The following is a 12,050-nucleotide window of genomic DNA, read 5'->3' on the forward strand; positions in this document are numbered from 1 at the left end:
GCCGCCTGAATGTGTTTACCTGCCGTTAAGCCTGTTGTGTTAAAACTGGTTAAAGAACGGTTCAGTGCCTCTGCGAAGGACCCTCTGTGATGTTTATACCAGTTTCGGGACGTATAGATCCCATCAGGCCAAACCGCGGTTTTCTGACCGCCCGCCCGGTTGTCCGCTCCGATGACCCGGACAAGAGCGAAACCGCCGACAACACGCCGCGCGGTCAGGACGAGCATCCGCAGGATGCGCCGCATCCGGAAAACAGTGACCTTATCTGGGACGCCGCGGGACGCGAAACCGCTGCACCCGGAGATGAGCTGTTTTACGAAAACGCTGTCCTGGCAGAGCATCTGCTGATGCAGCGCGCCTGGCCGGCAGACCGGATCCCGCCCGGCGGGGCCCAGGCAGCCTATCAGGGCTATCAGGAGGCCAGGACGCTGACGGCCTGACCTCTCCGTCTTATTGCAGCTGTGCCCAGAACAGCTCCAGGTGCCGCGACATGATCTCTTCGAACCGGCCGCTGTCCCGCAGCTTCTGCAGTCCTGCGTTGATCCGGTAGAGATGGGTGGTGCCGCGCCAGTGGCGCTTGGAAATCACCACATGCAGGCCTTCTTCTGACAGCGGCTTCTCCAGCGGCACCACGGTGTCGCGCAGGTCCTCTGCCACAATGGTATTGGCACCCAGGAACAAGTTCACCGCCGCCGCGTCCACCTGTCCCTCTGACACCATGCGGAAACAATCGGCCGGGGTTTCCGGCTGCACCAAAGTGATCTTTTCGCCATCCAGCCAGCGCCGGTCCGCGCGGTTCAGGTCATGGGTGAAATAGCCCGCCGGGCGGCACAAGGTCTTGCCCTCGACGTCGGCGTCCTTGCTGTATTCAAATCCGCCGCCAGCCCGCACGAACAGCATTATGGGCATGGTCATGACGGGTTCGGAGAAATGGAAATTCGCGCAGCGCTCATTGCCAGGCTCTGCCGCGCAGTCGGGCTTGAGCCACGGAAATCCCATGTCGAACTCTTTCTTGTCCAGCATCGGGAACAGGTGCTTGGACCAGTCGTCCTCCCAGCTGACCGAATAGCTGACCGGTGCTGGTGCCAGCTCAAGTGCTGCGTTGATCAGCTCTGTCACCATGCCCTGCCCCGGCAGGCTGCGGTCGGTGAACGGGCCGTAGCCGCTGCCGGTCAGCAGCGTCAGCTCTGCCTTCTCCTGCCTGAGCGGCGTGGCATCCGGCGCGGTGGCGCCGGTGAGGCAGGGGATGAAAAGCTTGCGGCCCGGCAGCACCGTGGCACCCGCCAGCAGTTTCTGGTTGCGGTAGTAAACCATGGTCCAGCGGTTGCGGTCGCCGTAATGGGTCTCTGCGATGGAGAACAGCGTATCGCCGGGCTGCGCCACATAGTCCACGTCGCAGATCGCCCAGGCCGCAGCGGGTGCCATGGTGAACAGGGCGGCCAGCTGCAGGAGGCGTGAAAAAAGCCGTTTCATTCAGGCACCCCCCCTCAGAACCCGGCCCAGATGCGGGCCATGTGGTCTTCGACGATGGCCTGGTAGCTGCCGTTTTCCTGGATCGAACGCAGGCCCTTGTTGATCATTGCCAGCATTTCACCCGCGCGCGGATGGGTCTTGTGCACCACCACATAGATGCCCAGCACCGACAGCGGCTGCGGCAGAACCGTGAACTGGTCGGCAATGCCCGCCTCCTTCATCACGCTGCGGCCGGTGAATTCGTTGATCGCCACCGCGTCCGCCTCGCCCGCGGCCACCATGTCAAAACAGTCCTTCACCTTGTGCGGCTGCTTCAGGGTGATCTTCTTCTCCGCAATCCAATTGCGGCCGCGCTCATCCAGATCGAAGGTCAGGTAACCAGCGGGGCGGCACAGGGTCTTGCCTTCGATGTCGCTGTCGCTGGTGAACGCAAACGGCCGGTCCTTGTGGGCAAACAACAGCATCAGGGTTTCGAACATCGGCTCGGAGAAGTGGAAGTTCTGGCAGCGGTAGCTGTCGGGCATGGTTTCGCAGTCAGGCTTGTACCAGGGGAAGCCCAGGTCCAGCAGCGCATTGGACAGCAGCGGGTCGAAGTGCGAGGACCAATCGTTGACCCAGTGGATGGCATAGCCCTCAGCCGGGGCGGCCTGGGTCATCGCTGCATTCACCACTTCGGTGATCAGGCCGCCGTTGTGGGACGCCTTGGAGGTGAAAGGCGCATAGTCGTCGCCGGTCAGCAGGTTGATTTTCTGGCGTACAGCCGCGTTGCCCGGCGCCACCTTGACCGGCACTGCAACAGCAGGCGCGGCAGCGGTGATGTCCTTGCCGCCCGGCAAGCCCAGAGGCAGCCCTTCGAGGCAGGCGAGAGACAGTTTCATGCCAACCCGGATCGCGCCAGGTTTAGGGCCGATCTGGTCGATGTTGCGGTTGTGGATGGCGCTCCATTTGCCCGCGTCCTTGTAGAGCTTGTCGGCAATCACCGACAGGCTGTCACCGGATTGCACGGTATAGATGCCGCCGCAGGTTTCGGCAGCAGCAGACGTGGCAAAGAGGCCGGACAGCCCGATGGCGGCGGCAGCGAAAAAGGTCTTCATGATCCCCCCGGAAGTGTGCAGCACCTGATCCGCAGAAATGGCGGGTGGCGCCCATTGTATTGATTTCTTGTTGATTGAGGTCCGCGGGCAGTGCGGCTGCCCGCGCGGCAGCGCCATTCTGGCGCCGCAGCTGACGGGTCTTAGTTTCCGACGAACAGCGCCAGCAGCGTTGCGGTATCCACCTGCCCATCGGCGCCGATCAGGCTGGCCGGGACGGAGATTTCCTGACGCTCATAGGCGCCGTTCACCAGCTGATCGATATAGGCCGCGGACTGGCCCTGCGCGGCAGCGGTCAGCACCATCTTGTAGAGCGCCGAGCCCTCTGCAGGCGCAGCCTGGACTGAAGCGGCGGGCTGAGCCTGCTTGCTGCGCAGCGCTGCCAGCGTGCCTTCGGTGATCCGGGCGACCAGCGCGTCCTCGCCGCTGGCGGCAGTGCCCTCGAGCCCTGCCGCTGCTGCGGCACCAGCCGGGACCGCTTCCACGTTCTGCTCCACCGGCACTGCCACGGCCTGAACAGCCTCTGCAGAATCGCTGCCGCCAAACTGAAAATAGAGCAGCATCGCAGCCGCCACCGCAAGGCCGGCCGCCGCCAGACCCAGCTTGGGCAACGCCGAGGGGCCTTCAGCCGCCACAGGCGCGAACTGCTTCGGTTCGGGAGCGGCTTTCGGCTCCGGCTTCGCGGGTTTTAAGCTTTTTGCCGGCTGGCCTGGCTTGGCGGCCTTGACCGCGCTGGCGGCGGCGCTGGAAGCGGGCTTTGCCTTGGCGGGCTCAGGGTGTGCCGCCACAAGCCCGATCTTGATATTCTTCGGAGCTGACACCCCGTCAATCCGCACTGCCTTGCCGCGCGCCTCACCCGGCTCAGCCGCCGGTTGCGCGTCCGCTTTCAGCTTCAGCATAGAAAACTGTCCCCCTGCCCCATGCCACTTATTGAAATGACGTTTTAAATCTACATGGAATTAACGAATTCTTAACCAATTGTAGAAAACCGGTCAACATCTAGAGGAATCCGATCCTGCAGGACACAAGGCATTTCCCGGAAAAAGTGTGAAAAATGCCATAACATCATCGCAAAAAGGACAACGCCCGGCGCGTGGCCGGGCGTTGCGTGCAATTCAGAGGTGAGGAGCGGCTTACCCCAGCGCGCTGTCGCAGCGGCCGCAGACGCCCTCATGCCCGTGGCTGCCGACATCCGGCAGGATCTTCCAGCAGCGCTGGCACTTGCCGCCGTCGGCCTTTTCAAACACCACCGACACGCCGTCCACTTCCGGCATCCGGAAGGCTTCGGCGGGGGCCGGGTCATTGGTCAGCGCGATGTCCGAGGTGATGCAGATATCAGCGAAATTCACCGATTTCAGCGCCGCCAGCGCTTCGCCGTCGCGCACATGCACCACAGGGGCGGCCTCCAGCGAGGCACCGATCACCTTGTCGGTGCGCTGCACCTCCAGCGCCGCGGTCACCACCCGGCGGGCCTGTCGGATCTTGGACCATTTGGCGGCCAGCGGCTCATTCAGCCAGTCGGCGGGCGTGTTCGGGATGTCCTGCAGGTGAATGGAGCTGCCTTCGCCCGGGTATTTCTCCAGCCAGACCTCTTCCATGGTGAAGACCAGGATCGGCGCCAGCCAGGTGGTCAGGCGGTGGAACAGGATATCCAGCACGGTGCGCGCCGCACGGGCGTTCAGCGTGTCGCCGTCGCAGTACAGCGCATCCTTGCGGATGTCGAAGTAGAAGGCCGACAGGTCCACGGTGGCAAAGTTGAAGACCGCCGAGAACACTCCCTGGAAGTCGAACGACTGGTAGCCGGTGCGCACCTTGTGGTCCAGCTCGGCCAGACGGTGCAGCACCCACTGCTCCAGTTCGGGCATGTCCGCGGGCTCAACCCGCTGATCCTCGCTGAAGTCGCCCAGGGAGCCCAGCATGAAGCGCATGGTGTTGCGCAGGCGGCGGTAGCTGTCGGCGGTGCCTTTCAGGATCTCCGGCCCGATCCGCTGGTCGGCGGTGTAATCGGTCTGGGCCACCCACAGGCGCAGGATGTCGGCGCCGTACTGCTTGACGACCTCTTCCGGCACGATGGTGTTGCCGAGCGACTTGGACATTTTCATGCCCTTCTCGTCCAGCGTGAAGCCATGGGTCACCACGTTGCGGTAAGGCGCCCGGCCCTTGGTGCCGCAGGCCTGCAGCAGCGAGGAGTGGAACCAGCCGCGGTGCTGGTCGGTGCCTTCCATGTAGACGTCGGCGATGCCGTCCTCGGTGCCGTCTTCGCGGTCGCGCAGCACAAAGGCATGGGTCGAGCCGCTGTCGAACCACACATCCAGCACGTCGAATACCTGATCGTAGTCATCCGGGTCCACGGAGTTACCCAGCACCCGCGCTTTGAAACCATCCTGGTACCAGACGTCGGCGCCGTGCTCTTCAAACTCTGCGACGATGCGCTTGTTCACGTCTTCGTTGCGTAAGAGGAAGTCCGCATCGGTCGGCAGCGCGCCCTTCTTGGTAAAGCACGTCAGCGGCACGCCCCAGGCGCGCTGGCGCGACAGAACCCAGTCGGGGCGGCTTTCGATCATCGAATGCAGGCGGTTGCGGCCGGTCTGCGGCCACCATTTCACCAGTTCGTCGATCGAGCGCAGAGCACGTTCGCGGATGCTGCTGCCCATCTCATCCATGCCGTCGTCCAGCTTGCGGTCGACGGAGGCAAACCACTGCGGCGTGTTGCGGTAGATGATCGGCGCCTTGGAGCGCCAGGAATGCGGGTAGCTGTGCTTGATCTTGCCGCGCGCCAGCAGGCCGCCGACCTCAACCAGCTTGTCGATGATGGTCTTGTTGGCATCGCCCTCGCCGCCCTTACGGTTCAGGATATAGGTGCCGCCAAAGAACGGCAGGTCGGCCCGGAAGCCGCCATCGTCCATCACGTTGTAGGTGATCATCTGCTCCAGCATGTTCAGATCACGGTAGAGTTCGAATTCCTCCATGCCGTGGCTGGGGGCGCAGTGGACAAAGCCGGTGCCTTCGGTGTCAGTCACGAAAGGCGCCGCGCGGAAGTCGCGGATACCGTCCCATTCGCCGTTCGAGCCTTCGGCACCGTGCAGCGGGTGGGTCAGGCCGACGCCTTCGAGATCGGAGACAGGAACATCGGCGACCCGGGTGTACTGGTCCTCGCTCAGGCGCGCGCGCTTGAACACCTCAGCCGCCAGATTGTCGGCCAGGATATACTTGTCACCCACGGCGGCCCAGCATTCATCCGGGGTGCCGGTGACCTCATAGAGGCCGTAGGCAATGTCTTTGCCGAAAACCACGGCCTTGTTCGACGGGATGGTCCAGGGGGTGGTGGTCCAGATCACCACCTGGGCGCCGGCCAGCTTGTGATCTGCAGGTTCGGCAACCTTGAACTTCACCCAGATGGTGAAGCTTTCCTTGTCGTGATACTCCACCTCGGCCTCGGCCAGAGCGGTCTTTTCGACCGGCGACCACATCACCGGCTTGGAGCCCTGATAGAGGGTACCGTTCATCAGGAACTTCATGAACTCGTCAGCGATGACCGCCTCGGCGTGGTAGTTCATGGTGAGGTACGGATCATCCCAGTTGCCGGTGATGCCCAGACGCTTGAACTCCTCGCGCTGGATATCGACCCAGCTGTCGGCAAAGGCGCGGCATTCCTGGCGGAACTCGACAACCGGCACCGCATCCTTGTTCTTGCCCTTCTTGCGGTACTGCTCCTCGATCTTCCATTCGATCGGCAGGCCATGGCAGTCCCAGCCCGGCACGTAACGGCTGTCAAAGCCCATCATCTGATGGGAGCGGACGATCATGTCCTTGATGGTCTTGTTCAGCGCGTGGCCGATGTGCAGGTGGCCGTTGGCGTAGGGCGGGCCGTCATGCAGGGTAAAGGGCTTGCGTTCCGCGTCGCCGCCCTTGACCGCGGCGGCCTTGTCGCGGAGTTTGTCGTAGACGCCGATCTCGGCCCAGCGCTCCAGCCAGGCGGGCTCGCGCTTGGGCAGGCCTGCGCGCATCGGGAAATCGGTTTTCGGCAGGTTCAGGGTGTCTTTGTAGTCAGGCGTCTGGGGCGTGTCGGCGCACATCGGGGGCGTCCTTTGGATGATCAAGGTCGAAAATTGGGATATTCGGTTCGGCGCGATGGCTCAAGCGCCTTTGCCCGGCGGCTCAAGGGTTTCAGAGCGCCGGGGATATAATTCGAATAATGATGGCCGCGAATAGGGACATGAAGCGCCTTATAGGACGGGCGCGCGGGAGGGTAAAGCGGCAGATGTGCCGCATTTTGATGAGGGCAGCGGCAAATACGCCTTCCCTCTTCCGCTTCCGCCGCCTTCACCCTATCTAGCGGATGATGGCAGGCCGGAGCAGACAATGACCGACACCGAAACAACAAACCCGCTGGCGCGATTCGAGATCACCGCAGAGGAGATTTCCCGCGTGGTGGCGGTGTTCTACATGCAGGTTCGTGCGGACGATGTGCTGGGCCCGGTGTTTGCCGCCCATGTCACCGACTGGCCGGAACATGAGGAGAAGATTGCGGGCTTCTGGCGCAATGCGATCCTGCGCGAGCGCAGTTACAGCGGCAATCCGATGCGGGTGCACGTCTCACGTCCCGACGTGAAGGCAGAGCATTTCCCGCTTTGGCTTGGGCTGTTCCACCAAGTGCTGCGGGCGGAGCTGCCAGAGCGCACCGCGCTTCAATGGGGCGCCTTGGCCGACCGCATCGGCGAGGGCTTCCGCACTGGCGTGGTGGCCATGCGCCAGCCCAAGAACCAGCCGCCTAAACTGTTCTGACAGCGCCTATTTTTCTTTTGAAAACAATCCCGTCAGCGCTCGCTGCACCACTTTGCGGGTGCTGGGTTTATGCTGCGCAGAGAACGGCATCGGGCGGCAGACCTCCATCGCGGCAATGCCGACACGGGCGGACAAGGCGCCGTTGACCAATCCCTCGCCGAAGCGGCGGGAGAGCTTGGACAGCACCGACCCGCCCAGCACCGGCTCCAGCAGGTCATCGCCAGCGGCCACCGCGCCGGTGGCGGCCAGATGCGCCAGCACCGCGCGGGTCAGCCGCCAGGAGCTGAAGAAACCGGGACGGCCGCCATAGATCCCCGCCACCCGACGGATCATCCGCAGCGAGGAGACCAGCGCCGTCAGGATATCCGCCAGCGCCATCGGCACCAGCGCCGTCACCGTCGCAACCTGCCGGGCCGCAGCCTCCACCTCGCGCAGGGCCAAGGCATCGAGCGGCACCAGCAGCTCCTCCTCCGCCAGCAGGAGGAGCGCGTCGCCATCCATCACCTCCACCTGCCGCTCTGCCAGCCGTGCCTGATGCCAGCTCAGGTCCTCGCGCCCGTTGTAGAAAGCTTCCAGCCGGGTGGTGAAGACGCGGGCGGCGGTCAGATCCGCAACCTCTGCTGCCTGATGGCGCAGCGCATCGACGCGGCGCAGCCGGGAGAGTGCGGCCAGTTCGCGCAAGACCATCGCCAGCGCCAGCAGCAGGAGCACCCCCAGCCCGGCTGTGACGGCCCAGCCCAGCACCGGCACCCGTGCAATCAGGCCGGCGGCAAAATCCCAGGCCGCGACCGAGGCCATGGCGCCAATGACGGCAACCAGCAGCGCCCAGAACCAGCGGGCCAGCCGCGAGGGGCGGCGCGCCGCAATGCGGGCGGCCTGTTCCATCGCGTTTGGCCGCGCTGCCATCGGTACGGGATCGGGCACCGGCGGCGCCTCTGCGACAGAGGGGGCGTCAGCCTCCTCCTCCAGATCAAACAGGACTGGCTTGTTGCTCATGCCGCGGCCTCCTGTACTGCGCGCCACTTATAAGTGATGTCAGGCAGGCCCTCTTCATTGCCAGAGCCATCGCCGCGGGCAACCTCGGCAAACCCCTCCCGCAGATAGAACCGCTGTGCTCTAGTGTTGGCGGCAAAGGTGTTCAGCACCAGCCGCGGCGCTTCCGCCTTGGCCGCATCCAGCAGCATCTTGCCCGCGCCTTGGCCGCAGGCACCGGGAGCGAGGTAGAGAGAGCAGACCTCCTGCTCCTTGCGGGCGAGGAAACCCAGAACTGCCCCGTCCCGCTCCGCCACGGTCACCCAACCCCGGTCAATCATCATGCCGCAGAACATGATCGTTTGGGCCGATGAATAGAGCTTGGGCATCCAGGCGGTATCTTGCTGGAAGCGGTAGAGAATATCACCGGTCGCCCCCGCATCGAGAGGCGTGGCTGGGCGCAGGCAGAGGGTCACAGGGCATCTCCAATCAGGAAGTCTGCGGCGCGGTCCAGGCGGATATGCGGCGGGCCGCTGCCGTGTTTCAGGGTGAGCGGCGCGGGTGCAAATGCCATCGACTGGTAGTCGCCTTCCAGCCAGCGTTCAGCGCCTTGCCGCGCTGGGGTGAGCAGCTGGGCCGGGTCTTGCGGCAAAGCCCCAGGGTAAAAGGCCGCCTGCTTGCCGCTGTCCAGCAGGGTGCCGCGCACGCAGGGCAGTTCGCTGCCGTTGTGGGATCGCATCTCCTCCGTTGTGGTGCGCAGGGAGGCCAGCGCCAGCGCCGCGGTCTCAGCGCCGGCAAAACGCGCACGGTCCTGCGCCTCGCGCGTGAGCGCCTCGATGATGGCGGTCATCTGTGGATGCTGGGCGTGGTGCAAATGGTCGGCCTTGGTGGCGGCAAACAGGATCTTCTCCACCCGTTTGCCACCCAGAAGCCGGGTCAGAAAATGGTTGCGGCCCGGTTTGAAGGCGCTGAGGATATCCGTCATTGCATGGCGAAGATCCTCCACCGCCTGCGGGCCGGAGTGGATCGCCGAGAGCGCATCGACCAGCACCACCTGCCGGTCGATACGGGCGAAGTGATCGCGGAAGAAGGGTTTGACGACCTTGGATTTATAGGCCTCGTAGCGCCGCTCCATTTCCCGCCACAAACTGCCGCGCGGCGGGCTGGCCTCAGCCGGAAGCGGGGTGAAGGTCAGCACCGGCGAGCCTTCCAGATCGCCGGGCAGCAAAAAGCGGCCGGGGGTGCAGTCATAGAACCCGGCGGTGCGGGCGGTTGTCAGGTATTCCGTGAAGGCGGCGGCGAGCGACTGCGCCTGCGGCTCCTCATGTGTTCCAGCGGGGACGGCTTTGGATTGTTCAACCAGAAAGCGGGCCGCCTGCGGGCGGCTGGCAATGCGGGACAGCACATCGGCAGACCACTCAGCGTAGGTTTTGTCCAGCAAGGCCAGATCCAGCAGCCACTCGCCGGGGTAGTCGACAATGTCCAGATGCAGCGTGCGCGGCCCCTGCAGGCCTGCCAAGAGGCCCGCGGGCCGCACCTTGAGACTGAGACGCAGCTCGGAGACCGCCCTTGTGCTATCCGGCCAATGGGGTGACGGCCCGGTCAGCGCCGCGAGGTGGTTTTCATAGTCGAACCGCGGCACGGTGTCGTCAGGCTGGGGCTGCAGGAAGGCGGCCTCGATCCGGCCCTCGCGCGCGGCGCCAAGCTGCAGCATCCGGCCCCGGTCCATGAGGTTGGCAACCAGCGAGGTGATGAATACCGTCTTGCCCGAGCGCGCCAGACCGGTGACGCCGAGCCGTATGGGCCGGTCGAACAGCGCTGCGGAGAGGCCGCTAGTGACGCTCTCCACCCCGCTCATCACCCCGTCTGCAAGGGAGGTTATCACCAAGGCCCTGATCCTGCTCTGTTCTTGCTGAGCACAAGATAGGCAGCATCCCGCCGGGATACCAGAGCGCACGCGGGGCTTGCCCCGGCTCGGCCCTGTTGCTACTTGCCCGGCCATGCCGCGTTTTGCTTTGAAAGTCGAATACCACGGGAAGCCTTTTGCCGGCTGGCAAAGGCAGAAGGAACTGCCGTCTGTGCAGGGCGCGATCGAGGCTGCGCTGGCACGGCTGGAGCCGGGGGAGCACACCATTGCCGCCGCCGGGCGCACCGATACCGGCGTGCATGCGCTGGGACAGGTGGCGCATTGCGATATGGCCAAGGAATGGGACCCGTTCCGCCTGTCTGAGGCGCTGAACTACCACCTGAAGCCCGATCCGGTCGCCATCGTGGACTGCGCCCGGGTGGACGGCGACTGGCACGCGCGGTTCTCAGCTGTGGAGCGGCAGTATCTGTTCCGCATCCTGATCCGCCGCGCACCTGCCACCCATGACGCGGGCCAGGTCTGGCAGATCAATCACGATCTCGATGCGGAGGCCATGCAGGAAGCCGCCAACCATCTGATCGGAAATCATGATTTCACCACCTTCCGCTCCTCGATCTGCCAGGCGGCAAGCCCGGTCAAGACGCTGGATGAGCTGCGGGTGGAGCGGGTGCAGGGGTTCTCCGGGCCGGAGATTCACTTCCACGTCCGCGCCCGCAGCTTCTTGCACAACCAGGTCAGAAGCTTTGTCGGCACGCTGGAGCGGGTCGGTGCCGGAGCCTGGGAACCGGCGGACGTGAAGGCCGCGCTGGACGCTTGCGACCGCGCTGCCTGCGGGCCGGTCTGCCCCGGGCACGGGCTGTATCTGGCGCGGGTGGGATACCCGGACGATCCCTTCGGCTGAAGCTTGAAATCCGGGGGGGTGACATCTGTACACCCCCTGTGCAGCCCCTGTGCACCGGGCCGCTGCCACACCCCTGCCATTCTATCGCCACACCCCTCCCTCACACTCACGCAGGACCTGACCAACCGGCAGCGTTCCTGCGGCGGCACTGCGCGCGGCGGGGCTGCCCAAAAACACGAAGCAGAGACCCCGAATGCCCGCTACAGCCAAACCGCCCCTTCTGGCCGTCCTGATCGACGCCGACAATATCTCCGCCAAATACGCCGAGGCGATGTTCGAGGAGATCGCCTCCTTTGGCGAAGCCAGCATCCGGCGCATCTATGGCGACTTTGCCGGCGGCGGCCCGCAGGGCTGGAACAAGGAGAAGCTGGCGGCGCTGGCGATCGTCCCGCATCAGCAGTTTGCCAATACCACCGGCAAGAACGCCTCTGACATTGCGCTGGTGATCGACGCGATGGACATTCTGCATTCCGGCCGCTTCGACGGCTTTGTGCTGATCTCCTCGGACAGCGATTTCACCCGGCTGGCCAGCCGCATCCGCGAACAGGGGGTGGATGTTTTCGGCATGGGGATGCGCAAGACGCCCGCGGCCTTTGTGCAAGCCTGCAAACGGTTCATCTATGTGGAGAACCTGCTGGAGGAGCCGGCAAAAACCAAGCCGAAACCCAAGAAGGAAGAGGGCAACGGCAATGCGCCGGCGGAGCTGGCGGACCCGACCAAGCTGGTGGTGCGGGCAATGGATGCAATCGGCCAGGAGGACGAGTGGTTCACCCTCGGCCAGATCGGCCAGTATATCACCGCGGCGTTTCCGGATTTCGACACCCGCAGCTATGGCAAGCGCAAGCTGAGCGAGCTGATTGCAACACTGAAGCTGTTTGAGACCAAGCGCGGCGAGGGCAATCAGATCCTGGTGCGGCGGCTGGACTGAGGCTGCGATTACCGTCTTTCGTTTGCGCGCAAA

At 64.2% G+C, this 12,050-nt stretch carries 11 protein-coding genes; 4 read left to right on the forward strand and 7 right to left on the reverse strand.

The window, feature by feature from the left end; translation table 11 throughout:
- The first annotated feature begins 89 nt into the window (after positions 1 to 89).
- On the forward strand, positions 90 to 440 hold the full coding sequence (locus tag RA21_RS16195; RefSeq protein ID WP_039150808.1) for a hypothetical protein: 351 nt from the start codon (positions 90 to 92) through the stop codon (positions 438 to 440).
- Between the two features lie 10 nt (positions 441 to 450).
- Here RA21_RS16195 and RA21_RS16200 read toward each other — a convergent pair whose 3' ends face one another.
- From RA21_RS16200 to ileS, 4 genes are all read right to left on the reverse strand, one after another.
- Entirely contained in the window at positions 451 to 1,473 is a 1,023-nt protein-coding gene (locus RA21_RS16200; RefSeq protein ID WP_039150810.1) for a transporter substrate-binding domain-containing protein, read from the reverse strand.
- A 14-nt stretch (positions 1,474 to 1,487) separates the two neighbouring features.
- On the reverse strand, positions 1,488 to 2,567 hold the full coding sequence (locus RA21_RS16205) for a transporter substrate-binding domain-containing protein (protein ID WP_039150948.1): 1,080 nt from the start codon (positions 2,565 to 2,567) through the stop codon (positions 1,488 to 1,490).
- Positions 2,568 to 2,707: 140 nt separating this feature from the next.
- On the reverse strand, positions 2,708 to 3,463 hold the full coding sequence (locus RA21_RS16210; protein WP_039150814.1) for a hypothetical protein: 756 nt from the start codon (positions 3,461 to 3,463) through the stop codon (positions 2,708 to 2,710).
- Between the two features lie 234 nt (positions 3,464 to 3,697).
- Positions 3,698 to 6,640, reverse strand: coding sequence for an isoleucine--tRNA ligase (gene ileS, locus RA21_RS16215; protein WP_039150816.1), 2,943 nt, complete (start codon positions 6,638 to 6,640; stop codon positions 3,698 to 3,700).
- 286 nt (positions 6,641 to 6,926) lie between these two features.
- On the opposite strand from ileS, the gene RA21_RS16220 reads away from it, so the two are divergent.
- A complete protein-coding gene (locus RA21_RS16220; RefSeq protein WP_039150950.1) occupies positions 6,927 to 7,349 on the forward strand; it encodes a group III truncated hemoglobin in 423 nt (140 codons plus the stop codon).
- Between the two features lie 6 nt (positions 7,350 to 7,355).
- Here RA21_RS16220 and RA21_RS16225 read toward each other — a convergent pair whose 3' ends face one another.
- The 3 genes from RA21_RS16225 to RA21_RS16235 are packed head-to-tail and all read right to left on the reverse strand — an operon-like array spanning position 7,356 to position 10,209.
- Positions 7,356 to 8,345 carry a YcjF family protein gene (locus RA21_RS16225; protein WP_039150818.1) on the reverse strand — a complete coding sequence of 330 codons (990 nt, stop codon included), beginning with the start codon at positions 8,343 to 8,345 and terminating at the stop codon, positions 7,356 to 7,358.
- Positions 8,342 to 8,797: a GNAT family N-acetyltransferase gene (locus RA21_RS16230; RefSeq protein WP_039150821.1), complete on the reverse strand. Its 456-nt coding sequence runs from the start codon at positions 8,795 to 8,797 to the stop codon at positions 8,342 to 8,344. The genes RA21_RS16225 and RA21_RS16230 overlap by 4 nt, the downstream gene beginning before the upstream one ends.
- A complete protein-coding gene (locus RA21_RS16235) occupies positions 8,794 to 10,209 on the reverse strand; it encodes a YcjX family protein (RefSeq protein WP_039150823.1) in 1,416 nt (471 codons plus the stop codon). The genes RA21_RS16230 and RA21_RS16235 overlap by 4 nt, the downstream gene beginning before the upstream one ends.
- Positions 10,210 to 10,321: 112 nt before the next feature.
- Here RA21_RS16235 and truA point away from each other — a divergent pair, with 112 nt between their 5' ends.
- Positions 10,322 to 11,089 carry a tRNA pseudouridine(38-40) synthase TruA gene (gene truA, locus RA21_RS16240; RefSeq protein WP_039150826.1) on the forward strand — a complete coding sequence of 256 codons (768 nt, stop codon included), beginning with the start codon at positions 10,322 to 10,324 and terminating at the stop codon, positions 11,087 to 11,089.
- 193 nt (positions 11,090 to 11,282) lie between these two features.
- The gene (locus RA21_RS16245; protein WP_019298127.1) at positions 11,283 to 12,017 is read left to right on the forward strand and encodes an NYN domain-containing protein; all 735 of its coding nucleotides are present in this window, start codon (positions 11,283 to 11,285) and stop codon (positions 12,015 to 12,017) included.
- The last annotated feature ends 33 nt before the right edge of the window (positions 12,018 to 12,050 follow it).

It is taken from the genome of Leisingera sp. ANG-DT (genome assembly GCF_000813785.1).
Classification (GTDB): Bacteria; Pseudomonadota; Alphaproteobacteria; order Rhodobacterales; family Rhodobacteraceae; genus Leisingera.